Source organism: Paraburkholderia phytofirmans (genome assembly GCF_046028095.1).
GTDB lineage: Bacteria > Pseudomonadota > Gammaproteobacteria > Burkholderiales > Burkholderiaceae > Paraburkholderia > Paraburkholderia phytofirmans_A.
In genome coordinates this window covers 1-25,071 of record NZ_JAQQDJ010000005.1, presented here as the reverse complement: position 1 = coordinate 25,071, position 25,071 = coordinate 1, and the positions used below count along the sequence as shown (strand labels likewise).

The window sequence follows — 25,071 nt, the reverse complement described above, 5'->3', positions numbered from 1 at the left end:
TCTCCGGTCGCCGCTCAGGCTTTCCATTCAAGAATGAATTCGTCGTCGGTCTCGTCGATGTTGCCGCCGAGCGAGATCAGGTTGAGTTGCAATTCGCGCAGATCGAAATCGCGGCCGATCAGCGCTTCGATCGTTTGCCGGCGGATCACGAGACGGCCCACCGCATCGATCTTGACCATCGCAGGAAACGCGTTGACGACCGCATGTGGGTTATCCGCTTCGATGGCTTCGATGATCGGGCGCGAGTCGTCGTTGGTCTGAAAGGCGATGAATACGGAATCAGGCATGGGTCACCTCGGCGGCGTTTGTCGGGACGGCCACGCCCTGTTTGGCGATGCGTGCATCGAAGCTTTCCGCAATGACGCGCAAAGCGCTTTCTGCCGGCATGTCGCCCAGCGCCTGCACGGCGACCGGTCGCAACGCGGCCAATACCCGCGTGCGCCACACTGCAATCCACTGCCCCAGCAGCGCCGCGTTTTCATCCGACTCCGAGGCTGCCGTTTTGAGCGTGGCATCGACCCATCGGCTCGACTCGTCGAACCACCCGCTGGCGAACTCGTTGAGCATGCCGAGTCCCGCACCGTACTGCGCCGAGAAATGCGGGTCGATATGGCGATAGACGAGCGGATAAAGCAGGCCGTCGAGCACGACGTTTTGCGCGACGTAGGTCTCGAACCAGTCCTTGATCACCATGGTGTCCTCGACCACGCGACGCAGTTCTTGCCACACCGGATCGTCGAGCCAACGCGCTTTGCCTTCTTCGAGCGACGTGCCCTGATTGCCGTCGAGCATCAGGCCGATCCGTGACAGGTATTGCGCAATGCCCAGGCGGTCCATGCTATGGAACATCGTCGCCTGCGTAATTGCGGTACCCCAGCCGTAGCCGGTCACGAAACAGTTGTTCGTGTTGGCCGCCCACTCGACGTGCCTGAGCGGCACCATCAAGGCGGCGATTTGCGCCTTGGCATCATCGGGCAGATCGCTGAGAAGACGCCGCTTCGAGACGAACTCGATGTTCTTCTCCATCGCGTCCTGCTGTCGCGCGCGCGCAATCGTGTAGGTGCCGTAGTAGTACTGACGCGGATCCTTGAACGCATACCAGTCGCTCATCCGGATCGCCGTGCGGCCCTTGTCGTAAAGCGCGAATTCGGGCTCCCACAGCGGGCGGTAGTGAAAGTTGTCTTCAGGCTGCAATTCCAGCGTGGCTTCCTGATAGCGCGACGCCGGCTTGTCTGCGCCGAGCCGGCGCGCCACGTGCGAAAACGTTTGACGTACCTGCTGGACAGCAGACGTCTTGATGTCGATTTGCATGCGTCTCTCCTTTCGTTGTTTGATTCGAATCACTCGGCAAGGCCGGGCTGTCCGTAGCGCCACTTCAACTGTTCGGCATCGAGCGCCTCTCCTTCTTCGTCACTTAGATGAACCACGTGGTTTGCCGCGCAGAACCGCTCATATGCTTGCCATGGCATGACGAGTTCGACGCTGAGCGCCGGATCTCCAATTGAAAAATCGAACTCGACAAAACCATCGAGACGCTGGTGCCTGAAACGCACATAGCGTTGCGTGACATCGAAAGCGCGCGCGATAGGCGCGGATGATTGCGGATGCGATTGCATCGCTGTCTCCTGTTTGTTTTGCTTGATGCGTCTGTTGTCTCGACGTTGCGTGATCCGGAGAACGAGTTCTCTTCACGCTTTGATCGAAATCCGGACTGGCGTGCCTATAAATGCAACTCGTGTGCCAATCCAGGTTTCGAGCTTCGATGACGCGCCGCGCCAACTAGCACAATCCCTTGTAGATCAAGGCTCGAACAGCCGGCGAACCGGCGGCGACAGGACAGGCATCGAGTCGGCGAGGCAACCCGTATTTGACGAAATGATCGAAGCCTGCCCCCAATACGCGATTGCTGTTCGATCAAATCAGCATCCGGGAACACCCCATGTGCCGGGAGCCACGATTCGACATGCAAGAGGCCGCGACGCATTGCATACTGATGGGAATCCCCTGCCGTTGATTCGATAAAAGAAGTCGGAGACAAAACCAGATGGTCACGCGAGGCAAAACTCAGACCGCCAAACGCGAGCGGATATCGGTCGTTTCCCCGAAGGGAAGCCGTGTCGACAGCCTGCGATATCCCGACATCGCTGATCTGATGTCGAGGCTCCATTTCTCCCCGGCCGATGGGCGCATCTGGTTGGACGATCAGCGCATGCTGCTCGTTCATACGGGGTCCATCGGTGTGATGCGGCGCGAGTTGATCGACAGTCTCGGTATCGATGCAGCGCGTGGACTGCTGACGCGCATGGGCTACAACTCCGGTGCGCGCGATGCCGAACTGGCGCGCAAGGTTCGCCCCGATAGCACGATCACGGAAATGTTCGCGGTCGGCCCGCAACTGCATATGCTCGAAGGCATGACCGCCGTCGAACCGGTGCGTCTGGAAATCAACGTCGAGAAAGGCGAGTGCTACGGCGAATTCATCTGGAAGAATTGCGCGGAAGACGAAGAACATATCCGCATCTACGGAATTGGCGCAGAGCCTGTCTGCTGGACCCAGATCGGCTACGCGTCCGGCTACACGAGTGTGTTCATGGGGCGCCCCATCCTCTACCGCGAGCTCGAATGCCGCGCGTTGGGTCAGACACAGTGCCGTATCGTCGGCAAGCCCGTCGAGGAATGGGGCGACGAGGCCGCGGACGATCTGCGTTTCATGCAGGCACAGTCGTTCACGCAAGGTCTGTCCGCGGCAAGCTCCAGACGCGAGCCTGACGTGGCGGCGCTTCGGGATGTGCCCGCGCCGACCGCTTTCGGTGACGACAATATGGTCGGCGCATCGCCAGGCTTCAACGCGGTGTGCCACATGATCCGGCGCGTGGCGGGTACGCGTGCCACCGTGCTCTTTCTGGGCGAGAGTGGCGTCGGCAAGGAAGTGTGCGCCCGCACGTTGCATCGGATCAGTGCCTGCGGCGATGGCCCATTCATCGCCGTCAATTGCGCGGCCATTCCCGAGGCGCTGATCGAGTCGGAGTTGTTCGGTGTCGAACGCGGCGGTTTCACCGATGCGACGCAGAGCCGTCCTGGCCGTTTCGAGCGAGCGAATGGCGGCACGCTGTTTCTCGACGAGATTGGCATCCTCAGCATGACCGCACAGGGCAAACTGCTGCGCGCGCTTCAGGAGGGGGAGATTGAACGGGTTGGCGATACGCAGACGCGCCGGGTCAATGTGCGGGTCGTTGCGGCGACCAATCTCGACCTGAAGGACGAGATTCGCGCGGGCCGTTTTAGAGAAGATCTGTATTTCCGGCTCAACGTCTTTCCGATTCGCGTTCCATCACTACGCGAGCGGCGCGAGGACTTGCCGGTCCTGCTCAATCATATGCTGCGCAAGTATCGCGAACGGCATGCGCGCGACGTGACCGGCTTCACCGGTCGCGCGCTCGATGCAATGCTGAACTATGGGTGGCCGGGCAACATCCGGGAGATGGAGAACATCGTCGAGCGCGGCGTGATTCTCGCGCCGGATGGAGGTGCGATCGACATCGGCCATCTTTTCACGAGCGGAGAGACCATCGATGCGAAGCTATTCGGGCTCGGCACGGATGGCTCGCTCGCGCCTTCGGGATCGTTGCTTGAACAGGCCGCGCAAGGACAGGAGGCCGAGGTTGAACGCGTCACGAGGAAGGTCAACAGCCTGCTCATGGGACTCGCCGGGGACGTCGATACGACGTCGCTGGACGATATCGAAACGGCACTGCTGAGAAGTGCGGTTCAGCGGGCGCAGGGCAATCTCTCCGCTGCCGCTCGTACGCTCGGCATCACGCGGCCTCAACTGGTGTATCGCCTGAAGAGCCGCGGGCTTCGGGTATAGGGCGTAGTTGCCGGATCGTCAATTGAGTCGGCTCTGCACTACCTTTCATTGGGTGTTGCCTTTGCCGCATGGACGGCGTGCATCACACCGTCCGGTTTGCGTGGTTTCATTCCGAGCTCAAGCTTTTCAGCCAATGCTCGATTGAAGCACCCGAACACTCACTACTTCTCCAGCCAATATGACCGTCTGGCCTGACGATCCAGACGTCGCCGCCTTTCGCACGGAACGTTGCGGCAAAGTCGCCCTCGGCGTCCGTCACGATCGTCATGAGCTCGGACACAGGCACTTCGCAATCCGGATGCGTAACCAGTACGGCCGATGCGGCGCCCGGCAACGACGCAGCAAGTGCATGACAACCGTCGGCGAACGCGTCATATTGCTGCCCGGCCGCGTCGACATAACCGACGAGCGTATGCCGTCCCGAGCCGACATAGTCATGCAATCGCCTCGCGTGGCCAACGAAGCGTTGTGCCAGACCTCGCACGTCAGGCAGCCGGTCGCCAGGTGCGGGCGATTCAGGATTTGCGTCAGAACATAGGTCAGCGACGATCGGGCTGCCACGATAGGTGATCAGCAACTGGGTCTCGCGCATCGCCGGATTGGCGGCCTGGCGCGCGAGCACGGCATTGAGTGCCGCGCTCGTCGACTTGACGACTTCGACGCCAACGGGATGCCGTTCTGCCGGATAGCTATCCAGCAACGCCGGACCCGTCAGCCCCTTGGCGACATAGGCCAGTTTCCACGCGAGATTGTGCGCGTCCTGCAGACCCGTGTTCATGCCCTGTCCACCCACAGGCGGATGTATATGCGCCGCATCGCCGGCAATGAACACCCGGCCTCGCCCGTAAGCGGACGCGATACGATGGCTGACCCGGTAGACCGACGACCAGCGCATCGACGATAGTTGCGTGCCTTCGGGTAGCAAAGGCAGCATCAGTCTGCATATCGTTTCGAAGTCTGGAGCGTCAGTGCTCGCGAGCGAAGCGACACGTTCGTCGGGCACGATCATCGAGAGCCGATAGCGCTGCGTGGCGCCTCGAATGGGCACAGCCACGAGGCTGGCCTTCGCGCGTGCCGCATCGGTCCACTCGAATCGATACATGGGTCCGCGCGGATACGGCCAGACCACGTCGACATCGGCGAGCGCGAAAGTTTGCGGATATTGTTCGCCTTCGAAGCTCAGTCCCAACCCTGAGCGGACCTTGCTGTGCGCGCCATCGCACCCGACCAGCCATTTGCAACGAATAGCGAGCGATTCGCCTTGCGATCCGGTCAAATGGGCTTCGACTGCATCGCCGTTGTCGGTGAAGCTGTCCAGCGTGCATCCGTAATTCACCTGACCGCCGTGTTCCGCGTACGCCGCTTCGAGCAGCTGCTCCGTCTCGTACTGCGCAAGTGAAAGGGACCCGTAGGGCAAGCCTTCTTCCGGCACACGCATGCTCCGCGCGGGCACCATCGTCGCGTCTACCCGCGTTTCGACGCCGGTGAGCCATACGCCCGCCTCGATGGCACGATCGGCGATGCCCAGATCGTCGAAAATTTCGAGCGTGCGGGGCGTCACGCCGAGCGCCTTGCAGAAGAATCCTCTTCCCGCCATCCTGTCGATCACCTTCACCGCGACATGGTCGCGTTGCAATTCGGTGCCCAGCAGCAAGCCGACCGGGCCGGCGCCAACGACGAGTACGTCCACGTCTTCCATGTTTTGCTCCTGACAGGCTGCGTGTTCAACTGTTACGGAAGCCTATGCATCGAAGCGCTTCGAGTTCGCATAACAGGTATGAATGTGACGTTTGCTTCAGAACGGGGATAGGCGTAGCGCGCTTTAATTAGAGCGCAGGCAGGGCAGGACAGCAAGGTTCCGTATTCCGTCGACGCTCGTGTACGCCATTTGTTCATGCGTGAACTATGTCTCGGAGCGCTTTAGCCGCGTTGAAACCGAAAAACGTTCTGCAGCATGAATGCTGATCGATACTTCGAAAGTCTCACCTGTCGAGCCCTCGCGCAACGATCTGCCCGAAGGCTTTTCTCGGTGATCCGTAGTCTTTGTGCGTCACATCCATCACTGCCGGGAACAACGCGGCTTTCTCCTGCGCCTCGCGCAACTGCGTCTCCAACTCCTTGATGCGCTGCTCCGGCTTGAGCAGCTTCGAGCGTTGCTTTGGCATGGTGGAACCTGATCGCACACGACCGGACGGACCGGCCCAATCCTGCAAGCCGTGCTTGCGTAACCACGCCAATACCGTCGAGCTTTTATCGTTGTGGGATTTCGGAGTTATCTGATTCGGTGGGAAGTGCGGAGAGCGCTTAATGAATCGCCGGTTTAAAAAAGAACACAAGCATCGAAGTCCTTTGATCGTGTCCGGCAATGTGGCGTGCATTGCACATAGTTCGGACTTCCAAAGGCAGAAATGGAACCGACTGCGATTCCCGAGAGCTTCATCCTGTCGGCCGACGCGCTGCATCAGGCGAAGTTCGCAGTAACTGCGTTCAGCTAAACCGCCGCTTCCCGATAATTCCGGAACTTCGATGTCTGCCCGATCCCCGGATTGAAGCAGTTGCAAGGATCCAGTTGCTGATAGAACGCCGCAAGCTGCGGCTTCGCGTGGTAAAGATGGCCGACGTTATGTTCCGCCGGATATTCGGCGCCGCGGCGGTCCAGCAGTGTCCACATCTTGTGTTCGACCTCGAGGCAGTCGTTGCCCTTCCTGACGATGTAATCCTGGTGAAACACATGGCACAGGAAGTGGCCGTAGTACAACTTGATGGCAATCGTTTCCTCGATGTCGGGCGGCAGCGTCTCGATCCAGTCGCGATCGTTGCGGCGCAATGCGATGTCGAGCGCGACGATATCCTCAACCTCGCGGGTATGCACGGCACGATAGCGAACCGCGGCACCGGCGGCAGCGAAGCGATGCAGGAACGCTTTTCTGCCCTCTTCATCGGTGCATTCGAAATAAGCACCCGTGGCGTTCGCAAAGTACCCGGCGAGGAACGCACGAGTTTCGTCGACGCTTTCGGCTGCGACCTTCAGCATCAGGTGATGCTCGTATTTGTCGCGATACTGCTTCATTCGCACCGGCAAATGGCTCGGGAACAGGCGGCTCCCGGCCTGCATGACGCGATCCGTGAAATGCGAAGGGAGAAAGCCGAGGCGATCGAACAGCGCGTCGCAACGGCTCTTCAATCCGAACAGCGCGGGCAGGCGCGACGTACCAAGATAATTGATCGCCAGAAAGGTGTCCTTTCCGTACTCTTCGGCAACGTCGAAAGCATCCCGGTGAAGATATTCGCCCGAGATCGGCAAGAATTTGAAGTCGTGCAGTGCGTGGCGGCGGATCTCGGTGAGCTCGTCGGGTTGGTTCGTGCCGATATAGAACACCTTGGCGTTCCGTTCGATCGGGAACGTGTCAAGTCTCACTGCAAACACCATCAGCTTGCCAGCCGAGCCTGATGCTTCATAAAGGCGCTGCGGGTCGGCGTTGAAGCGCGCCGGCGTGTCGGCATCGACCTCACGCACATGGCTCTCGTAGCCGTGGTCCGACCCGGCGCCGGCGTCGCGCTGGACATCGGAATCCGAGAACTCACCGCGTTCCAGCCGGCCAAGCATATCCTCGGGCGTCTCGCCGAGCCGGATCCCGAGATGGTTGACGAACTGCAGGCTGCCCGTTTCATCGACCTGCGCAAATGCCGCCATTTCCGTGTACGCCGGGCCGCGCTGCACCAGCGCACCGCCCGAGTTGTTGCAGACACCGCCAAATACCGACGCGCCGATGCAACTCGAGCCAATCACCGAATGCGGTTCCCGGCCAAGGGGTTTCAGCGTCCTCTCCAATTGGTCGAGCGTGGCGCCAGGCAGGCAGACGACCTGCTTGCCGCCGTCGATCACAAACACCTTCTTCATGCGGCTCGTGCTGACGATCACGATGTCGCGATCGTAGTCGTCGCCGTCGGGCGTCGAGCCGCCCGTGAGGCCCGTGTTCGATGCCTGCGTGATCACGATCACGTTCGCCGCGACGCATGCCTGCAGCACTTTCCATTGCTCGACGATCGTACCGGGACGCACCACCGCGAGCGCCTTGCCCGCGCCAAAGCGAAAACCGGTCCGGAAGCGTCGGGTCGCGGCGTCATCGGTCAGCGTGTGTTTCCTGCCGACGATGCTGCGTAGCTCCGCGATCAACGTGTGGGCCACGTCGGGGCGGACGGCGACTAACGGTGAGTGCACTGCTGACATTGGATTCTCCTCGTGAGGTATCGATGCGCGCCGACTTTGCTCAGGGTTGTCGGCTGCGGCCTTTGCGCGCATCGGATTGACACGAAGGTTAAAATCACTCCCGTCATTAGTCCAATATCTTGAAGACGCTATTTGGAGACGAAAAACATATGGAATTTCGCCAACTGCGTTACTTCCTCGCCGTCGCCGAACACCTGCATTTCACCGACGCCGCGACTCATCTGGGCATCGCCCAGCCGCCTTTGAGCCAGCAGATCCTGAAGCTCGAGCGGGAGATCGGCACCCCGCTGTTTCTCCGCCATCCGCGCCGCGTCGAGCTGACCGAGGCGGGACGACTCTTTCGCGATCGCGCGCAGCGTATCGTGGATGACGCGCAGCAGGCATTCGTCGAAGTGCAGAACGCGGGACGCGGAGAGACCGGACGCCTCTCGCTCGGCTTCGCGGGTTCGACGGTGTTTCATCCGGCGGTAGCGATGACCATGCAGCGCTATCGGCATGCGTATGAGCGCGTGTCGATCAGTTGCGAGGAGAGCAACAGTTCGCTGCTGCTGGATAAAGTCGCCGACCGGCAACTCGATGCTGCGCTGGTGCGCATGCCGTTGAACTGCCGGGATCTGATAGTCGAACCATTGGTCGACGAAGACATGTTGGCGGTGTTGCCGGCGCATCATCGCTTGAACCGGCGACGGCGCATCGATCTGGCGGACCTTGCGGACGATCCTTTTATTCTCTTTCCGCGCCCCATCGGCCCGGATTTGTACGACTCAATCATTGGCGCCTGCCGTGAAGCCGGCTTCGCGCCGACGATCGGCATGGAGTCGCCGCAGATCTCATCGGCGGCGAATCTCGTGGCGGCAGGGTTCGGCGTCGCGGTGGTTCCCGCGTCGATCCGGCAGATCCAGGTCGAAAGCGTGTCGTATCACGGACTGCGGGGCGATCCGCTGTCGACGGGTATCGCGTTGATCCATCGGCAGCGCGAGAAGTCGCCGACCGTACTGAACTTCGTGAGGATTTTGCGCCAGCAGCGAACCGCCGCCCGCAAAGGGTGAGGTTCAACGCTGCATCCTATCAATGAGGATGCCGATTCAATTGACTCGCGCACTTCCGAGCTAGCGCTCCTCCTCATCCGTCAATCTGGTTAGCGCGCCGGATGCGCGCCGCCAGGCGCAGACTGCCGCACGACGAGAACCGGGATTGAACTATGCGTCAGGACCTTCTGGGTTTCGCTGCCGAGCAAGAACGCCCGCATACCGCTTCGACCGTGCGACGCCATGACAATGAGATCACAGTTCTGTTGCGCTGCAACGCTGATAATCGCTTCATACGGATGGGCGCGACTTTCAGAGACCGTATTGCACTCCACGCCGGCCTGCCCGGCGGCTTTTTTGATGACGCCGAGATAGTCCTCCGCGCGCTGTCGCGCGGTCTGAATGATGCGATCCTCGTTGTCGGCAATCATCTCCGTGCCGTACGCGAGGACATGAAACTCCGGAATGACATGGAGGCCCGTGACTAAAGCTCCGCTTTCCGCCGCGAGCGTGACCGTCATCTGAATGGCGGCCTCGGAAAGCGTCGAGCCGTCGGTCGGCACCAGCAGATGCCTGAACATATGTTTCTCCCCCGCGACCTGGCCCGGCTCGCGTCGAAATGCTGCACGGCGCCGCTCTCACCTGAACCCGGTGAACCTGAATCAAAGGCGGCCTCTTTGAGTATAGTCACCCTCGCCTCGCAGGCAGTGCTGTCCGTGAGCGAAAACAGGCGCTCCCGCGCCTCTTTACCGGTCTTCCGTCAGCCCTTTCAAATAAGCTTCACCGGCGTCCTGAGCCGCGGCGCGCATGGCGAACCTGTCGTCCGAAACCATCGACCGTTTGACCTTTTGTGCTCCGAAGTCGACCAGCGTAATCACCCAGACAAACTCGCCGGCCTGCTCGGCCGTTTGAACGAATGCGCGTACGTCTTCACTGTCGTTTGTTTTTGCGTTCATTGTGATCTCCTGAGAAAGGTCGCGGAAAGAGACCGGTTCACGCGCCGGATGAAGGCCTGTTTTATGGAAGCTTGCCGATAATCGCGCTGCATTCGTCCTTCGTGAACGCGCGCAGCGTTTGCGTGCGGACATTGCCTGCCGATCCCAGCGCGTAGCCGAATGCCGCGAAGCTCTGTTCATCCGGTGCGTCGATGATCGTGACGATGTCGTATTTGCCCACCGTCCAGAAAATCTCTTTCATTTCACAGCCGAAGGACTTGGCCAACTCCGCCGCCTGACCCGCCCGCTGCGGACTGTTTTTAATGTTGCGTATGCCCTGATCGGTGAATTGTGCAAGAACCACATAGGTCGCCATGACGATTCTCCTTACGATTAGTACGAATCGCGTTGTCCACGCGCAAGCTCGATCGCGAACGCGGCTGCGATCGGGTTGCCCGAAAGCGTTCTGCGCGTAACCTGATTCTATGCAATGGAATTGCGTGCCACTGGATGTTTGGCTCGGTCGGCAATTGAGCGGCGGGCAGGTCGTGACTGCCTCAGATAACAGGCTGACGATGAACAGTTCACGCTCCATCGACGTGCTGCGCGACGGCATGCGTTCGCGTCGCTCAATGCAACGAATGACTATCCTGCACATCGACCGACGATCTGCCGCGCTCGCTTTCCTGTACACCTGCGCCCGGCTTCACGGTACCGTCGGCCTGCGGAACTTCCACCGGTTTGACTTCGACGGGGACGACGCCGTCTTTCTTCAACCCGAGCTTATCTGCAGTCTTGGGTGACAGGTCGACGATTCGATCTTTGACATAGGGGCCCCTGTCCCGGATTTCGACCACCTCGCTGTTGCCGTTTTTCAGATTCGTGACCCGGGCTTTGGTGCCAAGCGGTAGCGTCTTGCTCGCGGCGGCATTGGATTGCGGATTCATCGGCGTACCGTCGGCCATTTCTTTTTTATAAAACTCCCGACCATAGTACGAGGCCTTGCCCTTGCGTGACTTGCCGGAGCGATCGAGATGGCGTGGTGCTGGCGTCGCGCTTGCCGGGCCGGTATCGGCGGACGCTTGCGGTTGCGCCGGGAGCGCCGCTCTCAGGAAGCACGACAAGACCACTAACAGAAACGTTTGAAGCATGGATCCTCGAGCGCGTCGCAAACGAACGTGGTCGGCATCGCCGGGTAGCCAATTCTCTGTGGTATGAAGATTGTTTTTCATTTGCCACTCCTTTCCAGCTTGTCCAGACAGCGGGCACTTCGTTCAACGAGCGGTACGTAAATTACCGGTGCATTCGGGATGCTAAACAAAGCTCCCGCGCCAGGTTAAGCGATGCCTGTCTGCTTCGGCCCGGCGTCCGTCCGTTCGTTACGCGAGTCGCCTGGCGAGTCCACGCGCGGCTGCGCCACACAATTGCCTTCACCGGAAGGCCGCAACAATCATCGTGCACGCTCAAACATCTGTTGATTGCCTCGTTTCCCGCGGACGACCCATGCCTGTTTCACAAGCAATTTCGTCGCCACGTCTATCACCCGGCAATCTGAACGAGTTGATTCGCCCTGCTCGACATCCAGGTACTCGGACTCTCCGAGTGCCTGGTCAGTCAGGGATTCATGCTGGAGTTGGAGGGGCACGACGCGCCAGGCATCCACTACATCATGCCGGGCGGGGTCTTGCGCCGACAATGTGCCGGCGTGGCCAGGGCGCTTCGACATCGAGGTCGAGTGCGTGGCGGGGATCGATAGCAGCCGCACCTCAGTGTCTGGAAGATGCCGGTCGCAGGGTAATTCGTTGCCGCTCGTTGAAATAGGAAATGGAATGCATGAGCGGCAAAAAGCCGGCGCTTCTTCGCGCCGGCTTCAACCATGCCGCTATCAGTCGATCTGCTGGATGCCGGCCAGTCGCCACGCCGGGTCACCCTGCGCCTGCTTGACCAGGTTCCAGATTTCCTGGAACGGCTGCGCGGTCTGTGCATCGTCTTCCCGGATCTGACCGTAAAAGCGAACGCTGACCAGCGTCTCGACCGCGTTGCTTTCGCTACTTAGCACCTCAGCTTCGAGTTGCGGCACCTCCGTATGGCTCGCCTCGCGGCCCCGCGTTTCCAGATCCTGCTTGAGACGCGCGAACATCTCCGGCGTCGTCAACTCGAACAGGTCACCCTGCTCGTTGCGGTCCCATGCACCTTGAAGTCGCATGAACATCGCCTTCGCCGATACGAGAAACGCCGTCTGATCCGGCCCGGACGAAAGCTCGGGCGCCTTCATGGTGTCCGTTGCTGCGGCCGATCCCATCGCGGCACGCGGCCAGCCGCGAAAAGTCGTCGTTTCAGGCCGCGCTTGCCCCATCTGATTCAACAATGGCGAGGCGCCGTTTTGCTGCCGGTTCGCGGCGCCGTGTCCATAAGCGAGATCCGGACGACGCCGATTGGCGATAAAGCGAAACAGCATGACGCCCGCGAGAATCACTGCGCCGATCAGCAACGCATTGGACATCAATTGCGCGAGCCCTTCGCCGAGGCCAAACGATGACAGCAACGCCGCAATGCCGAGTCCGGCGGCGAGTCCGGCGAGCGGCCCCATCCAGCGATTACCCGCCGCGGCGGCCGGCGCCTGTGCGGCCTGCTGGGCCGGTTGAGCTTGCTGGCTGCGTTGTGCCGGCCCGGACGGCGACGCCGCTTGCGACTGACGGCCGATGCTTTGGCTCCCGCCCACGCGCTTCGCTTCGGCATCGTTCGAAGCCACGGCGCCGAGAGCAAGGAGCCCCGCCAGACCGAGCGCCGCCGTCCCGCGCGTCACCGCGCCGGCAGCACGTCGAAGTTGATTGATTATCTGCGTGTACATAAAAAGCCTCTTTGGTAAGTCAGGGGACTGTCCGCTTCGCGCGTTCTGCCTCGTCGCGCCGAATACATTACGAACAGTAATTTTTTTCAGGTCGCAAAACCGGCTGGTGAGTGCGTTTGAAAGCCATGGTGGCCGACCTGAACAGTGTTGCCATGGATGTAGTGCTCCAACTGCCGGATCGTGTCTTCCTGCTCGGCAATCAGGTTCTTGATCAGATCGCCGATCGACACCATGCCGATCACCTGTCCTTCCGTAATCACAGGCAAATAGCGGATCCGGTACTCCGTCATGAGCGCCATGCATTCCTCGGTGGTCTGCTCCGGGCCGACATAGCGCACGGTCGTCGACATAATGTCGCGCACCGGCGTATTCCTTGATGAGCGGTGCATTAGCGCGATCTTGCGCGCGTAGTCGCGCTCCGTGACGATGCCGGCCACACGCCCCTCATGGACGACGATGAGCGCGCCCACCCGCCGGTGAGCCATGATCGCGACCGCGTCGTAGACCGAGGTGGATGCCTGGGTCGACCATACTGTCTGGGACGCCTTTGAACGCAGGAATTGTGCAACCGATGCCATCTGCCACCTCCGTCAGCTACCGTTAGCCGCCCCACACGAACCCTTGGGCGAGACCTCAATCTACCTGAACACGAGATAACGTAAAATGCGTATTTTTTATATCGATACTTCGAGAAAACCGTAGCATTTCGTAATCTTTGGAGCAATCGTGAACTTTAAGCATCTGCATTACTTCTGGGTCGCGGCGCACGCGGGCGGCATCGTTCGGGCGGGCGAGCAGTTGCATATCTCGCCGCAAACGCTGAGCGGCCAGATCAAACTGCTCGAAGAAGCGCTGGATAAGAAGCTGTTCAGGAAAAGCGGCCGCACGCTCGAACTGACCGACGCAGGCCGCCTGGCGCTCGATTACGCCGACGAAATATTCTCGCTAGGCTCGGAGCTCGAAAGCGCCGTGCGGCGCGAGAACGAAGCGGGCCCGCAAACGCGGTTTCGCGTCGGCATCGCGGATTCGGTGCCGAAGGCGATCGCTTACCGGCTGCTGGAGCCGGCGCTAAGCCCGTCCGTGTCGGTGCGCATGATCTGCCACGAGGGCAAGCTGCATGCGCTGCTCGCGCAACTGGCCTTGCACCGCCTCGACCTGATCATCGCGGATGCTCCCATTCCCGCCGACGTCAATGTCAAGGCGTTCAATCACCGGCTCGGCCGTTCCACGCTTAGTTGCTTCGGCGCGCAGGCGCTGATCCAGAGCGGCAAGAAACGCTTTCCGTTGTCGCTCGGTCAGTTGCCGGTGCTGCTGCCCGGTACGGAATCGGCGGTGCGCCGCAAACTGGACCACTGGCTGGCGTCCCATGCTATTTCACCGCGCATCGTCGGCGAATTCGACGATGGCGCGATGACCATGGCATTTGCTCGTGAAGGCCGCGGCTTGCTGTTCGCGCCCACCGTGCTGGAAAGCCAGTTACAGGCCGAGCACAAACTCACGACGGTCGGGCAGATCAATTCCATCGTCGAGGAATTCTTTGCGATCTCGATCGAGCGCCGGATCAGCCATCCGGCTGTCGCGATGATTCTGGACGCCGCGCGCAGCGAGCTGTTCAACGTCTAGCGGAGCATGCTTGCGGAGATGCCATTACAATCCAGCACTTCGATCCGACTACCTTGATTCGCGCCATGAAATACCTCTTTGCATCGACACTCGTGGCACTCATCGCGGCTGCAAGCACGGCCGCGACCGCGCAGACATCCGCGAGCAGCGACACACCCAAACTGCAGTGCGCGATTGGGTATGTCACCGGTATCGGCGGGTCCGCGCGGAGCTTTCGCGAATATCTGGCGACACCGGAAAGAGACCGCTATCGCTTCCTCGCGGACAACCCGATTCAATGCAAGGTTTCCGACGAGGGTCGTGCGTCCGGCTGCACCGGACTCACGAGTCTGCGGCGTGAAAAGGTCAGCGTGTACGACGATATCGACAGCGAGACGATGTCCGTCGTCGCGCGCGTGGAACTCGAACACGGAACGTATCCGGTGATCATTTCCGTGCGAAGACAGGACGTGAAGTGCGAGGAGTGAACACGCCTCACGCCCCGTTTGGCAATGTAGCAATGACTCAGGCGCGCTTCGCAAGAAAATCCGAGATTTTGGCAAGCCCTGTTTCAAGCACATCGCGGTTGTTGGCGTAGCCGAGGCGCACATAACCTTCCATGTCGAGCGCACTGCCCGGCGTCAGCATCACGCCGGTTTGTTCGATCAGTTCAGTGCAGAATTCAAGCGACGACATCGACAGGTCGTACTTCAACAATGCCGTGGTTCCGGACTTGGGCTTGATATAAGACATCGCCGGTTCTTCGGCAATCCATGCGTCGACGATCGCCAGGTTGGTCCGCACGATGTCGTGGTTGCGCGCCAGAATCGCCGCACGATTTTCCAGCGCGATTGAAGCAAAATGATCGTCGATCATGCCCACGCTGATCGTGTTGTAGTCGCGATGAATCGCCACGGCGCGAATCAGATCCTTCGGGCCGGCGATCCAGCCGAGCCGCAAACCCGCGAGCGAGTACGTTTTGGACATGCTGCCGGTACTGATGCCGCGCTCGTACAGATCCGCAATCGAAGCCGTATAACCGCTGCCTTGCTGGTCCGTGCCGCGATACACCTCGTCGCATAGCACGTACGCTCCGCACGAACGCGCGATCTCGCCGACTTCGGCGAGGAACGCCTCGTCCATCAGCGAACCGGTGGGATTGTTGGGGTTGTTGATCGCGATGAGCCGGGTTTTGTCGTTGACGAGACTACGCAGTTCGGCGAGATCCGGCAGAAACCCGTTCTCTTCGCGCAGCTTCAGAATCCGCACGTCGGCGCCGTAGCTCTCGGGAATCGAATAGTGTTGCTGGTAGGTCGGCAGAACGGAAATCACCGTGTCGCCAGGCTCGACCAGGGTTTCGTACACCAGCGCGTTGCCGCCGATGGCGCCGTGCGTCACGATCAGGTTTTCCGGCGACTGACGCGCGTACATGGCCGAGATCGCTGCACGCAAGCGGGCCGATCCTTCGATCGCGCCGTAGGTCAGCTTGAGCCCGCGCAGCTCGTCGAGAATGTTGTCCTGTTTGTTCGCGAGCGTCAGCAACTGATCGACCGTTAGCGATTCCACGCAGGTTTCCGCCAGATTGCACGTACACCGGTTTTCGTACAGATCCATCCAGCGTTCGACGCCGAAGTCCTTGATCTTCATCTCACTCTCCTTTGTTATTCAATCAGGTGATCCGTCGGTGAACATCTAGCGGAACCGCTCGGGACGAAATGGCCGCGCATCGATAAAAGGCTGGGCGCCCGTCATCATCTCCGCCAGCAGACGACCCGTCACCGGACCGAGCGTCAAGCCATGGTGGTTGTGGCCAAACGCAAACCAGAGCCCGCGATGGCGCGGCGCGGGCCCGATGACCGGCCGCATGTCGGGCGTGCACGGACGCAAGCCGAGCCACGGATGTTCGTCGAGCCGCGCGCCGAGACCGAATGTCGGTCTGGCGGTACGCTCCGCTCGCTCCAGTTGCACACCTGTCGGCTCCGCCTCGCGCCGGGCTATTTCGACGCCTGTTGTGAGCCGCAAGCGGCCTTGCATCGGCGCCACCACGTAACCCTGCTGCGAGTCTACGAGCGGCATCGACAGCATGGGTTGTGTGGGTTGGTAATGCATGTGATAGCCGCGTTTCGCCCGCAGCGGAATGCGATATCCGAGCGGCGCGAACACCCGATCCGACCACGGGCCCAGCGCGACGACGACCTCTTTCGCGCTGATCCTGCCCGACGAAGTCTGCACGGTCCACGCGCCGCCTTCCGCCTTCACCGTCGTCGCCTCGCCCGTCAACAGCGCGCCGCCGCCCTCCTCGAACAGCCGCGCATAACCTTTCGTCAACGCGCCGGGGTTGACGATGCTCTTCGGATCCTGCCAATGCAACGCCCCGCAAAATCCCTCTGCGACGCCGGGCTCGCGCGCGGCCAGTGCCGCGGCGTCGAGCGTCGTCACACGCAACCCATAGGTGCTTGCCGTGACTTCGGCTGCCGCCGCTTGCCGCAAGAATTCCGCCGGCGTGCGAAACGCCTCGATCCAGCCTTTGTCGCTCGCTAGCTGTTCGAGGCCAGCACGCGCGATCAGCGCATCGTGCTCCGCAACGCTGTGCCGCATCAGCGGCAGCATATCGTGCGCCGCGGCCATCAGCCGTTCGGGTGACGATTCCCACCAGAAGCGCGCGAGCCAGCCGGCAAAAGACGGCAGCGCCCGATAGTCCCAGTAAAGGTCGGTCGAGCGATTGCGCGCATAACGCAGCAGCGTGCCGAGATCGCGCGGAAAAGCGTACGGAACCACCGACGAACTCTCGATCAGGCCGGCGTTGCCGAAGCTGGTCTCTTCACCCGGACCACGCCGGTCGACCAGCGCCACCCGGCGGCCGCGATCCTGCAAGTGCAGCGCGGACGACACGCCGACGATCCCCGCGCCCAGCACGATGACATCGAAATCCATACACTCGCTCTGCTTTCCCTGGCGGGACCGGAAGCATGCATGCGACAGCACGCACACAGGTCCGGTGCGACTCCGTTCGCACCGGTTCGACAACGCCTTACTTGGCGATGATGTCGCGTTTGAAGTACTTCTGCGAAAGCGCGCTGAGCGTGCCGTCTTTCTTCAGCGCGTCGAGCGCGGCATCGATTTTCCCGGCCAGCGCCTTGTCGCCCTTGCGCAAGCCGAAGCCGGTGCCTTCGCCGAGCGTCGCCGGATCGCTGAGCGGCTGGCCGGCAATCGCATAGTCGTGGCCCGCGGGCTTGTTCAGAAAACCATCCTGAACCGTCTGCGCTTCCTGAACGGCGGCATCGAGGCGGCCGGCCACGAGGTCCGCGTATACCTGATCCTGGTCGGCATAAGAGACGATCGACACGCCGGCATTCGCCCAATGGCGCTTCAGAAAATCTTCCTGCGACGACGCCTGCAGCACGCCCACGCGCTTGCCCTGCAGACTCTTCACGTCAGGCAGCAATCCCGAACCACGCTTCGCGACCATCACGATCGGCACGACATAAATGGGCCGCGTGAAAGCGATTGTCTGCTTGCGCTTTTCGGTGATGTTCATGGCTGAATTGATCGCGTCGAACTTGCGGGCCTGCAAGGCGGGAATCAGCCCGTCGAATGCGTTCTCCACCCACTCGCATTTCACGCCCATCTTCGCGCAGACGGCGTTGCCGACCTCGACGTCGAAGCCCTCCAGTTGCCCCGTCGGCGACTTGCTTTCGAACGGCGGATACGCGGCTTCGATGCCGAAACGCAAGGTATTTTGAGTCTCCGCGCTGACGGTGCCGACCGAACCGAGCAACGCAGCAGCGACGAAAATTGAAAGTGAAAGCTTCTGAAGCATGGTGGCTCCCTGTGTGGTGAGGCATCGCGAATTGAAGGCACGGACGACGGCTGACTGCAAAGCTTCGAGGCGGCGCCGATGGCACCGGAGCAACCCGGACTGACGCTTTCTCTGGAACAACAGTCTATTCTGGACTCCCGCAAAAGCAAGCGATTTTCAAAATAAAAGTCCAGACTGGACATTTTGACTTTAGAATTGCTTTCACGCCGCAGGCCGGCAACGTTGTGGAGAGCAGTCCAATGAGCAAGACAGACAAAGCCGTTCCGTTGATCGTCGTTGAGGAAACCATTCGCAAAGCCCTGCCTCATCTCGACGTGCGCCAGGCGTTGACGCAGATGTTTCGCGCGCTCGGCAACGACGCCGCCGTGCAGCCGCCCCAAACGCTCACGCTATTTCCAGGCGGCGCGGGGGACTTCATTACGTACCTCGGCGTGATGGCGAGCGCCGGGGTATTCGGCGCGAAACTGTCGCCGTACATCGTCACGCCGACCAAGCCAGTCATCACCGCGTGGACCGCGCTGATGTCGATGGAAACGGGACAGCCTTTGATGTGGTGCGATGCCGGCCTGCTCACGATCGAGCGCACGGCCGGCGCAACGGCGCTAGCCATCGAGCACCTCGCCGCGCCCGATGCGCGGAAGCTCGCGATCGTCGGCTCGGGCGCGGTAGGCCAGGCGCATCTGCGGCACCTGGCGTCAGTCCGCCCTTGGCGTTCGATTCAGGTGTTTTCGCCCGACCTCGAGGACAACGCGGCGAAGCGCGCCACGCTCGCGGCCCTCGACGAACGCGTCGCCGTCTGCACCGCGCTTGAAGACTGCGTGCGCGATGCCGATGTGGTGGCCTTGTGTACTTCATCAGGTGCGCCCGTGCTGCTCGACGGCATGCTCGGCAAGCCGGCGCTCATTACGTCGATCAGCACCAACGCTGCGAACGCGCACGAAATTCCGCCCTCATGGATTCCCGCCATGGACGTCTATTGCGATTACCGGCAGACCACGCCGGCCAGCGCGGGCGAAATGAAATTGGCCGCGGAGCGACACGGCTGGTCCGCGGAAAACGTGGTGGCCGATTTGCCGGAACTGGTGTCGGGCGTCGCGCAAAAGCCGTCCTATCGGAAACACGCGTTTTTCCGCTCGATCGGACTCGGACTCGAAGACGTGGCCATCGCGTTCGAACTTTTCAGGCATCTGAAGCAGCGGGATGCATGACAGCGCGCGCGGCTGGATCGAGGTCCCGCCCATGGCAAAATGGCGGATAACACACGCACCTGCAGCACCATCACGCAACACGCTGCGGACTTTCCGAAAACCGGAACTTCATCTCTCCCTATGCGAAAGACCAAGACCACGGCCGCCCGCCGGCTGCTTCTGGATCGATACAGCCGTGTCGCCGACGGCATCGCGCTGCTGTTTTTCCCGTACGTCGAGATCGTCATTCATGACTTGCAAAGCCAGACCGTTGCTTACATAGCCAACAACCTGTCCAAGCGCGAGCTCGGCGACGAGTCGGCGCTGGAAGAAATGGATCATACGGCCGAGTCCGGCACCGTCGGCCCTTATGAAAAAATCAACTGGGATGGCAGGAGAATGCGCTGCGTCAGCACGGTCCTGTTCGACGACGCCGGGGCCGCCATCGGCGTGATGTGCGTGAACTACAACATCGCGGTATTCGAGGACGTGAAGCACGTGATCGACCGCGTGATCTCCGGCGCCGGCGTGGTGAAGCAACCCGAGGAACTGTTCAAGGACGACTGGCAGGAGCGCATCAACACGTTCCTTCACACCTGGCTGCAGGAGCGTCAACTGGCGCTGAACTCCCTGACTCGCGACCATCGCCGCGAACTGGTCGAAGCGTTGTGGGCCGAGGGCGCGTTCAAAGGAAAAAGCGCCGCGAATTACGTGGCGAACGTTCTCGGAATGGGGCGCGCCACCGTCTATCAACACATCAGGGATCTGCGAGGCGCGGCGGCCTGACCGGCGGGCCCACTTTTATTAAAGAAACATGACTGGGACGCCGTTATCCGGGTAACGCATCATCAACCGCCAGGCGCGTTTTTGCCGTCGCACCAGATACCCATTCGTGCCTTGCCCTTACACGCAATCTACCCCGCCTGCCGCCGAACCGGCGGCAGCGCCGCAAGCTTTCATCAGCCTCCAGCCGGACAGCGCTGCACGGCTCGCAACACATTGCGATGAAATCCGCAAATGCGCCGTTGCGACGATTAATTTGGAAAAGGGCAAGATCGGCAACAAGCCGTCATACTCTGTCTCTTCTTGCAGTGGACGGTCCCGGCAACGCATCCGGAAAACTTCACCGGAAACGCGATCCATGCATGACCGTCCGCTCCGTCCTTTCGACGGCAATTTCCGCGTTGCGCCACGCGCGGTTCAAGTGGAGCGTGCTTTGCAATGAGCTACACCCCTGTCGTTCCGTTCGCCCACGACAAGGCTGATTCGGGCGCCTTCGTGGGCGGCGCCCCGGCGTTTCGCCAACTGGTCCGGATGATCGATCGGGTCGCCCCGACTGATCATCCTTTGCTCATCTTCGGCCCGACGGGTTCCGGCAAGGAACTGGTCGCGCGCCGGGTGCATGCGCACAGCCAGCGCCAGGATCAACCGTTCGTCGACGTCAACTGCGGCGCGATTCCCGAGAACCTCGTCGAAGCCGAACTGTTCGGGCATGTGAAAGGCGCGTTCACCGGCGCGGCCGAAAATCGCCAGGGACTTTTTCAGCAGGTCGGCAAGGGCACGCTGCTGCTCGATGAAATCGGCGAACTGCCGCTCGCGCTGCAGCCGAAACTGTTACGCGTGCTTGAAACGCGCACCTTCCGTCCGATCGGCTCATCCACCAGTCTGCATTTCGCGGGGCGCGTCGTCGCCGCGACGCATCGCGATCTGCGCGAACTCGCGCGCGAAGGGCTATTTCGCGAGGACCTGTTCTACCGCCTCGCGGTGTTCGTGCTCGCCGTCCCCGGACTCGAACAGCGCATCGAGGACATTCCGGCGCTTGTCACCCACTTCGCAGCGCAGCACGCGCGCCGTCTCGAGTTCTCGCCGGCTGCGATCCGGCGGCTTTGCCAGCATTCGTGGCCGGGCCATATCCGGCAATTGCGCAACCTGATCAGTCAGTTGAGCGTGCTCGCCGAAAACACGCTGATCGATGTCGACTCGCTCGAACCGTTTCTCGCTAACGAAACCAGCGGGCCGGTGTCGCGCGCTAGTCTTGCCGACATGCTGTTGCAGCTCGAGGGCCGCGACAAGCTCGCCGCCGCCGAAGACCTCCTGATCGACCGCGCGCTCGAGCGGACCAGCGGCAATAAGAGCGCGGCCGCCACCATGCTCGGTGTGGGACGCAAGACCATCGAGCGGCGTTTGAAGTCGCGCGAGGAACATCACCGGGAAGCGCGCAAGTGTCTCGAACACGCGAGCGCGCTGATCGAGGAGTCGAAGTTCGCGGAAGCGATTCCACTGTTGCGCCGCTGCCTCGACGTGCTGCAGACGCCTCACGAACAGGAGGCCGTGCGCCGTTTGCAGTTCGACGCCTACCGGCTGCTCGGCATGAGCTTGCGCAGCGTGCACGGCTGGCTCTATGCGGAAGCCACCGCCTGCTACGCCGCCGCGCTGACAATCGGCGAAGGCGTCTGCGAGCCCGCCGAGATCGCCGCGATCCAGTTCGGCATCTGGACCACGCAACTGACGACGCTCCAGCTGAAGCAGGCGCGCGGCACCGCGCAGAACATGCTGGAGCGCGCGCAGAACGGCGGCGACCGGGTCTCGCTCGACGAAGCCCACGTCGCGATGACCAACACCCTCTTCTGGCTCGGCGACAGCGAGGAAGCGCTGGCCTGTCTCGCGCGCGGCAACCTGCTCGGCGTGGGGCGCAACGACACCCGTACCGGCTCGCAAGGGATCGATCTCGCCAGCCTCGCGTTGACTTTCGAAGGGCTGGCCGCGTATCAGATCGGCGCATTCGGGCAGGCGCGGCGCGCCATGGAGATGTTGATCCTGCGCGCGTCCGAACCGGGCGCGCATGCGCTCGCGCATGCCGTCAACCTGCAGGGCGCCGCGTGGCTCGCCTGCCTGTTCGACGACGTGGACCGGCTCGGCGACCTCGCGAGCGAACTCGAATCGGTGTCGATCGCGAACGGCTTCGCGTTCTATCGCGGCGTCGGCCAGGTGCTGCGCGCCTGCCATCTCAGTGCGCTCGGCCATTCCGACCAAGCGGAAACCGTGATGCTCGACGGCTACGACAATCACGTCGTGTGCAATGGCGGTGCGCTGTTCTATTCGTTCAAGACGTGGCAGCACGGCGAACTGCTGTTGCGCGCCGGCCGCGCAAAAACTTGCGAGGCGATTCTCGCCACCGCGATCGACGAGACCCTCGCCCGCCAGGAGCGCGTCTATCTGGGCGAACTGCTGGTCACCCGGGCGCGCGCGCAGTGGGCGCTCGGCGACGTGAACGCCGCCGAACTCGGTCTGCGCACCGCGCTGTCCACCGCGCTCGCGTTCGGTTCGGTGCCGGCGCGCGTGGACGCCGCGCGCTATCTCGCCGATCTGCTGCGCTCCACCGGCCGCAGCGCCGAAGCCATCGACACACTCGAGCGCGGCTTGCGCTCGCTGACCACCGATCCGACGACTCGCGTCACCAGCGCCGCGAATCTGCTTGCCGAACTTCAGCTGGACGCATCTTTCAACCTCGACAGTAAAGGAATCGCAAATGGCATATGAATTACGCCGGGAAGATCTGGAACCGCTGCTATTGGGAGCAGCGTTCTTCGGTAGCGGCGGCGGCGGCACGATCGAATCCGCACGGCATCTCGCCGAGCATTTCGTGACCGGCGACTATTACCCCACCGACACGGTCAAGGTCGTGTCGGTCGACGAGGCCACCGAAGGCGCGGCCGTCATGGTCGCCTACCTCGGCGCGCCTGAAGCGATCAACTCCGCGACGTATCCGCTCGGGCCCGTGACGGCCGTGCAGAACGTTCAGGCCCGGCTCGCCTCACAATCGACGAAGCTCGCCTACGTGATGCCGCCGGAAAGCGGCGCGCTGGGCTTCACGGTGGCGGCGCTGGTGGCGGCGAAACTCGGCCTCGCGGTGATCGACGCCGACGGCGCCGGCCGCGCCGTACCCTCGCTGCCGATGCTCACCTTCGCGGCCGCCGAGATCGATCCGCGCCCGGCGTTTCTCGTGAGCCAGGGCGGCCTGTGCGTCGAGCTCGACGTGACGCCGCGCAACAGCAATCAGGGCGGCCCGACGCATCAACGCGACGTGTCGGCGATCGTCGAGCAGATGATGCGTCCGGTCGTCGCCGATCCAGAATTCGGCCAGTTCGGCGGCCTCGCGATGTGGGTAATGAAGCCGGCCGAGATCCGCCACGCCACGCCGATTCACGGCACCTTGACGCGCGCGCTGGAACTCGGGCGCGCGTTGCAAGCCGGGCGGATCGGCAGCGCGCAGCAGATGATCGGCTATCTCGCCGAGCATTGCGGACTGGCCGCGCGCGCCATCTCGGAACCCGGCGAGCTCGTTTCGGCCGAGGTCGATACGAGCGGCGGCTTCGACGTCGGCAAGGTGCATATTCAGGCCGGCCAGCGGACCTATACGGTGCTGTATCAGAACGAGTCGCTGCTTGCGTGGGACAGCGCCAATCCGCAGCCGATCGTGTTGTCGCCGGACAGCGTGGCGTATTTCGTCGGCGGCGAAGGTCAGGCGATCTTCAGCAACGGCGATTTGCTCAAGGACGACGGTTCGTTGAACCCGGTGATCGGCAAGCGCCCCGTGACGCTGATCGCCTGGCGTGCCGAAGCCGAGTTGCGCAAGCCCGGCCTGATTCTCGACAGCTTCATGCAGTTGCTGAACACGCTCGGCTATCTCGGGCCGTATGTGCCGCTTGAGACGCTCCACACCGCACGTAAGGGAGAGGCATCATGAGCACGCCTTCGAACTCCCCTATCCGCATCTGCGTGCTCGTGCCCGTCGCCACGTCGGCCTATAACGACCGCATCATGAAAGCGATCGCGCCGGTCCTGCCGGCGGACGTGCAGGTCGAGATCCGCAATATCACCACGGGGCATCCCGATATCGAGAACCGCACGAACTGGCTGCAGAACGGCATGCCGGTGGTCGAACTGGCGCAGGCGATCGCCAACGACGGCTTCGACGGCATCTGGCTGACCGACTTCGACATGTGCGGCGTCGAGGCGGCGCGCGAAGTGATCGATATCCCGATCATCGGCGGCTTTCCCGCTACGGCCTTCACCGCGCTCGCGCTCAGCCAGCGCTTCTCGATCATCACGATCCTGCAGAGCACGCTGGCGATGCAGCGCGGTCATCCGCAGACTTACGGCATCCAGGACAACTTCGCGTCGATCCGCGCGATCGATTGCCCGGTTTCGCAGCTCGACAACGTCGACGTGGTGGTCGTTCGCACCTTCGAGGCGGCGCTGAAGGCGATCAAGGACGACGGCGCGCAGGCCATTCTGCTTGGCTGCACGGGTTTCGTGGACGTCGCGAGCCGCGTGTCCACGCTGCTTGGCGAGGCGCTCGGCGCGTATGTGCCGGTGATCGATCCGAATCAGGCCGGCTTCAGCTTCCTCGTCTCGCTGGTGCGGATGAAGGTACGTCCCAGCCGGTTGACTTACAGCAAGGTCAGTTTGCAGTCGTAAGCCGGTTGCTTGTCTTGTTATGCTGGTCCGGCGCGGCACGCTTGCCGCGCCCGCCCCCCCCCCGTTTC

At 61.7% G+C, this 25,071-nt stretch carries 24 protein-coding genes and 1 pseudogene; 9 read left to right on the top strand and 16 right to left on the bottom strand.

Annotated features, from left to right (window positions below; genetic code table 11):
- Positions 1 to 14: 14 nt before the first annotated feature.
- From PQR54_RS15930 to PQR54_RS15920, 3 genes are read right to left on the bottom strand one after another with little or no spacing between them, the layout of a single operon-like run.
- Positions 15 to 287: an MmoB/DmpM family protein gene (locus PQR54_RS15930; RefSeq protein WP_408247238.1), complete on the bottom strand. Its 273-nt coding sequence runs from the start codon at positions 285 to 287 to the stop codon at positions 15 to 17.
- Complete coding sequence (locus tag PQR54_RS15925) at positions 280 to 1,311, bottom strand: aromatic/alkene monooxygenase hydroxylase subunit beta (protein WP_408247236.1); 1,032 nt, start codon at positions 1,309 to 1,311, stop codon at positions 280 to 282. The genes PQR54_RS15930 and PQR54_RS15925 overlap by 8 nt, the downstream gene beginning before the upstream one ends.
- A gap of 29 nt (positions 1,312 to 1,340) precedes the next feature.
- A complete protein-coding gene (locus tag PQR54_RS15920) occupies positions 1,341 to 1,616 on the bottom strand; it encodes a phenol hydroxylase subunit (protein WP_408247234.1) in 276 nt (91 codons plus the stop codon).
- Positions 1,617 to 2,044: 428 nt separating this feature from the next.
- Between PQR54_RS15920 and PQR54_RS15915 the strand changes: the two genes are divergently transcribed.
- Entirely contained in the window at positions 2,045 to 3,868 is a 1,824-nt protein-coding gene (locus PQR54_RS15915) for a sigma 54-interacting transcriptional regulator (protein ID WP_408247232.1), read from the top strand.
- A gap of 106 nt (positions 3,869 to 3,974) precedes the next feature.
- Here the strand turns inward: PQR54_RS15915 and PQR54_RS15910 are convergent, their stop codons facing one another.
- The 3 genes and pseudogenes from PQR54_RS15910 to dld form a co-directional block, all read right to left on the bottom strand.
- Positions 3,975 to 5,567: an FAD-dependent monooxygenase gene (locus PQR54_RS15910; RefSeq protein ID WP_408247230.1), complete on the bottom strand. Its 1,593-nt coding sequence runs from the start codon at positions 5,565 to 5,567 to the stop codon at positions 3,975 to 3,977.
- 286 nt (positions 5,568 to 5,853) lie between these two features.
- A pseudogene (locus tag PQR54_RS15905) lies at positions 5,854 to 6,114 on the bottom strand (IS3 family transposase); the annotation flags it as partial.
- Between the two features lie 245 nt (positions 6,115 to 6,359).
- Complete coding sequence (dld, locus tag PQR54_RS15900) at positions 6,360 to 8,099, bottom strand: D-lactate dehydrogenase (RefSeq protein ID WP_408247229.1); 1,740 nt, start codon at positions 8,097 to 8,099, stop codon at positions 6,360 to 6,362.
- A gap of 149 nt (positions 8,100 to 8,248) precedes the next feature.
- Between dld and PQR54_RS15895 the strand changes: the two genes are divergently transcribed.
- A complete protein-coding gene (locus tag PQR54_RS15895; protein ID WP_408247227.1) occupies positions 8,249 to 9,148 on the top strand; it encodes a LysR family transcriptional regulator in 900 nt (299 codons plus the stop codon).
- Positions 9,149 to 9,237: 89 nt separating this feature from the next.
- Here the strand turns inward: PQR54_RS15895 and PQR54_RS15890 are convergent, their stop codons facing one another.
- From PQR54_RS15890 to PQR54_RS15865, 6 genes are all read right to left on the bottom strand, one after another.
- Positions 9,238 to 9,708, bottom strand: coding sequence for a universal stress protein (locus PQR54_RS15890; protein WP_408247225.1), 471 nt, complete (start codon positions 9,706 to 9,708; stop codon positions 9,238 to 9,240).
- A gap of 165 nt (positions 9,709 to 9,873) precedes the next feature.
- Positions 9,874 to 10,083, bottom strand: coding sequence for a hypothetical protein (locus PQR54_RS15885; RefSeq protein ID WP_408247223.1), 210 nt, complete (start codon positions 10,081 to 10,083; stop codon positions 9,874 to 9,876).
- A gap of 61 nt (positions 10,084 to 10,144) precedes the next feature.
- Positions 10,145 to 10,438, bottom strand: coding sequence for a GYD domain-containing protein (locus PQR54_RS15880; protein ID WP_408248040.1), 294 nt, complete (start codon positions 10,436 to 10,438; stop codon positions 10,145 to 10,147).
- A gap of 253 nt (positions 10,439 to 10,691) precedes the next feature.
- Complete coding sequence (locus tag PQR54_RS15875) at positions 10,692 to 11,294, bottom strand: septal ring lytic transglycosylase RlpA family protein (RefSeq protein WP_408247221.1); 603 nt, start codon at positions 11,292 to 11,294, stop codon at positions 10,692 to 10,694.
- Positions 11,295 to 11,947: 653 nt separating this feature from the next.
- Positions 11,948 to 12,913, bottom strand: coding sequence for a Tim44 domain-containing protein (locus PQR54_RS15870; protein WP_408247219.1), 966 nt, complete (start codon positions 12,911 to 12,913; stop codon positions 11,948 to 11,950).
- Positions 12,914 to 12,999: 86 nt separating this feature from the next.
- The gene (locus PQR54_RS15865; protein WP_408247218.1) at positions 13,000 to 13,491 is read right to left on the bottom strand and encodes a CBS domain-containing protein; all 492 of its coding nucleotides are present in this window, start codon (positions 13,489 to 13,491) and stop codon (positions 13,000 to 13,002) included.
- Positions 13,492 to 13,639: 148 nt separating this feature from the next.
- Here PQR54_RS15865 and nhaR point away from each other — a divergent pair, with 148 nt between their 5' ends.
- Together nhaR and PQR54_RS15855 are read left to right on the top strand one after the other, a co-directional pair.
- A complete protein-coding gene (gene nhaR, locus PQR54_RS15860; protein ID WP_408247216.1) occupies positions 13,640 to 14,536 on the top strand; it encodes a transcriptional activator NhaR in 897 nt (298 codons plus the stop codon).
- A gap of 65 nt (positions 14,537 to 14,601) precedes the next feature.
- Positions 14,602 to 15,003 carry a hypothetical protein gene (locus PQR54_RS15855; RefSeq protein WP_408247214.1) on the top strand — a complete coding sequence of 134 codons (402 nt, stop codon included), beginning with the start codon at positions 14,602 to 14,604 and terminating at the stop codon, positions 15,001 to 15,003.
- A 37-nt stretch (positions 15,004 to 15,040) separates the two neighbouring features.
- On the opposite strand, the gene PQR54_RS15850 is transcribed toward PQR54_RS15855, so the two are convergent.
- The 3 genes from PQR54_RS15850 to PQR54_RS15840 form a co-directional block, all read right to left on the bottom strand.
- Positions 15,041 to 16,162 carry an aminotransferase gene (locus PQR54_RS15850; protein ID WP_408247212.1) on the bottom strand — a complete coding sequence of 374 codons (1,122 nt, stop codon included), beginning with the start codon at positions 16,160 to 16,162 and terminating at the stop codon, positions 15,041 to 15,043.
- Between the two features lie 45 nt (positions 16,163 to 16,207).
- Complete coding sequence (locus PQR54_RS15845) at positions 16,208 to 17,449, bottom strand: NAD(P)/FAD-dependent oxidoreductase (RefSeq protein ID WP_408247210.1); 1,242 nt, start codon at positions 17,447 to 17,449, stop codon at positions 16,208 to 16,210.
- Positions 17,450 to 17,546: 97 nt separating this feature from the next.
- A complete protein-coding gene (locus tag PQR54_RS15840) occupies positions 17,547 to 18,335 on the bottom strand; it encodes an ABC transporter substrate-binding protein (RefSeq protein ID WP_408247208.1) in 789 nt (262 codons plus the stop codon).
- A gap of 239 nt (positions 18,336 to 18,574) precedes the next feature.
- Here PQR54_RS15840 and PQR54_RS15835 point away from each other — a divergent pair, with 239 nt between their 5' ends.
- Entirely contained in the window at positions 18,575 to 19,543 is a 969-nt protein-coding gene (locus tag PQR54_RS15835) for an ornithine cyclodeaminase family protein (RefSeq protein ID WP_408247206.1), read from the top strand.
- Between the two features lie 120 nt (positions 19,544 to 19,663).
- Positions 19,664 to 20,308: a helix-turn-helix transcriptional regulator gene (locus PQR54_RS15830; protein WP_408247204.1), complete on the top strand. Its 645-nt coding sequence runs from the start codon at positions 19,664 to 19,666 to the stop codon at positions 20,306 to 20,308.
- A gap of 117 nt (positions 20,309 to 20,425) precedes the next feature.
- On the opposite strand, the gene PQR54_RS15825 is transcribed toward PQR54_RS15830, so the two are convergent.
- The gene (locus tag PQR54_RS15825; RefSeq protein WP_408247202.1) at positions 20,426 to 20,665 is read right to left on the bottom strand and encodes a hypothetical protein; all 240 of its coding nucleotides are present in this window, start codon (positions 20,663 to 20,665) and stop codon (positions 20,426 to 20,428) included.
- A 78-nt stretch (positions 20,666 to 20,743) separates the two neighbouring features.
- Between PQR54_RS15825 and PQR54_RS15820 the strand changes: the two genes are divergently transcribed.
- From PQR54_RS15820 to PQR54_RS15810, 3 genes are read left to right on the top strand one after another with little or no spacing between them, the layout of a single operon-like run.
- Positions 20,744 to 23,062 (top strand): sigma-54 interaction domain-containing protein, encoded by a 2,319-nt coding sequence (locus PQR54_RS15820; RefSeq protein ID WP_408247200.1) that lies wholly within the window; start codon positions 20,744 to 20,746, stop codon positions 23,060 to 23,062.
- Positions 23,052 to 24,269, top strand: coding sequence for an S-methyl thiohydantoin desulfurase domain-containing protein (locus tag PQR54_RS15815; RefSeq protein ID WP_408247198.1), 1,218 nt, complete (start codon positions 23,052 to 23,054; stop codon positions 24,267 to 24,269). The genes PQR54_RS15820 and PQR54_RS15815 overlap by 11 nt, the downstream gene beginning before the upstream one ends.
- Positions 24,266 to 25,003, top strand: a complete 738-nt coding sequence (locus PQR54_RS15810) for an aspartate/glutamate racemase family protein (protein WP_408247196.1) — start codon at positions 24,266 to 24,268, stop codon at positions 25,001 to 25,003. The genes PQR54_RS15815 and PQR54_RS15810 overlap by 4 nt, the downstream gene beginning before the upstream one ends.
- Positions 25,004 to 25,071 lie beyond the last annotated feature (68 nt).

Bases quoted from the DNA above. Each gene is read 5' to 3' on its own strand.
- PQR54_RS15850 (WP_408247212.1), bottom strand. From the start codon at position 16,162: ATGAAGATCAAGGACTTCGGCGTCGAACGCTGGATGGATCTGTACGAA.
- PQR54_RS15845 (WP_408247210.1), bottom strand. From the start codon at position 17,449: ATGGATTTCGATGTCATCGTGCTGGGCGCGGGGATCGTCGGCGTGTCG.
- PQR54_RS15830 (WP_408247204.1), top strand. From the start codon at position 19,664: ATGCGAAAGACCAAGACCACGGCCGCCCGCCGGCTGCTTCTGGATCGA.
- PQR54_RS15920 (WP_408247234.1), bottom strand. From the start codon at position 1,616: ATGCAATCGCATCCGCAATCATCCGCGCCTATCGCGCGCGCTTTCGAT.
- PQR54_RS15810 (WP_408247196.1), top strand. From the start codon at position 24,266: ATGAGCACGCCTTCGAACTCCCCTATCCGCATCTGCGTGCTCGTGCCC.
- PQR54_RS15910 (WP_408247230.1), bottom strand. From the start codon at position 5,567: ATGGAAGACGTGGACGTACTCGTCGTTGGCGCCGGCCCGGTCGGCTTG.
- PQR54_RS15885 (WP_408247223.1), bottom strand. From the start codon at position 10,083: ATGAACGCAAAAACAAACGACAGTGAAGACGTACGCGCATTCGTTCAA.
- PQR54_RS15915 (WP_408247232.1), top strand. From the start codon at position 2,045: ATGGTCACGCGAGGCAAAACTCAGACCGCCAAACGCGAGCGGATATCG.
- PQR54_RS15880 (WP_408248040.1), bottom strand. From the start codon at position 10,438: ATGGCGACCTATGTGGTTCTTGCACAATTCACCGATCAGGGCATACGC.
- PQR54_RS15815 (WP_408247198.1), top strand. From the start codon at position 23,052: ATGGCATATGAATTACGCCGGGAAGATCTGGAACCGCTGCTATTGGGA.
- PQR54_RS15895 (WP_408247227.1), top strand. From the start codon at position 8,249: ATGGAATTTCGCCAACTGCGTTACTTCCTCGCCGTCGCCGAACACCTG.
- PQR54_RS15925 (WP_408247236.1), bottom strand. From the start codon at position 1,311: ATGCAAATCGACATCAAGACGTCTGCTGTCCAGCAGGTACGTCAAACG.
- PQR54_RS15840 (WP_408247208.1), bottom strand. From the start codon at position 18,335: ATGCTTCAGAAGCTTTCACTTTCAATTTTCGTCGCTGCTGCGTTGCTC.
- PQR54_RS15820 (WP_408247200.1), top strand. From the start codon at position 20,744: ATGAGCTACACCCCTGTCGTTCCGTTCGCCCACGACAAGGCTGATTCG.
- PQR54_RS15875 (WP_408247221.1), bottom strand. From the start codon at position 11,294: ATGAAAAACAATCTTCATACCACAGAGAATTGGCTACCCGGCGATGCC.
- PQR54_RS15835 (WP_408247206.1), top strand. From the start codon at position 18,575: ATGAGCAAGACAGACAAAGCCGTTCCGTTGATCGTCGTTGAGGAAACC.
- PQR54_RS15855 (WP_408247214.1), top strand. From the start codon at position 14,602: ATGAAATACCTCTTTGCATCGACACTCGTGGCACTCATCGCGGCTGCA.
- PQR54_RS15870 (WP_408247219.1), bottom strand. From the start codon at position 12,913: ATGTACACGCAGATAATCAATCAACTTCGACGTGCTGCCGGCGCGGTG.
- PQR54_RS15930 (WP_408247238.1), bottom strand. From the start codon at position 287: ATGCCTGATTCCGTATTCATCGCCTTTCAGACCAACGACGACTCGCGC.
- PQR54_RS15890 (WP_408247225.1), bottom strand. From the start codon at position 9,708: ATGTTCAGGCATCTGCTGGTGCCGACCGACGGCTCGACGCTTTCCGAG.
- dld (WP_408247229.1), bottom strand. From the start codon at position 8,099: ATGTCAGCAGTGCACTCACCGTTAGTCGCCGTCCGCCCCGACGTGGCC.
- PQR54_RS15825 (WP_408247202.1), bottom strand. From the start codon at position 20,665: ATGGATCGCGTTTCCGGTGAAGTTTTCCGGATGCGTTGCCGGGACCGT.
- PQR54_RS15865 (WP_408247218.1), bottom strand. From the start codon at position 13,491: ATGGCATCGGTTGCACAATTCCTGCGTTCAAAGGCGTCCCAGACAGTA.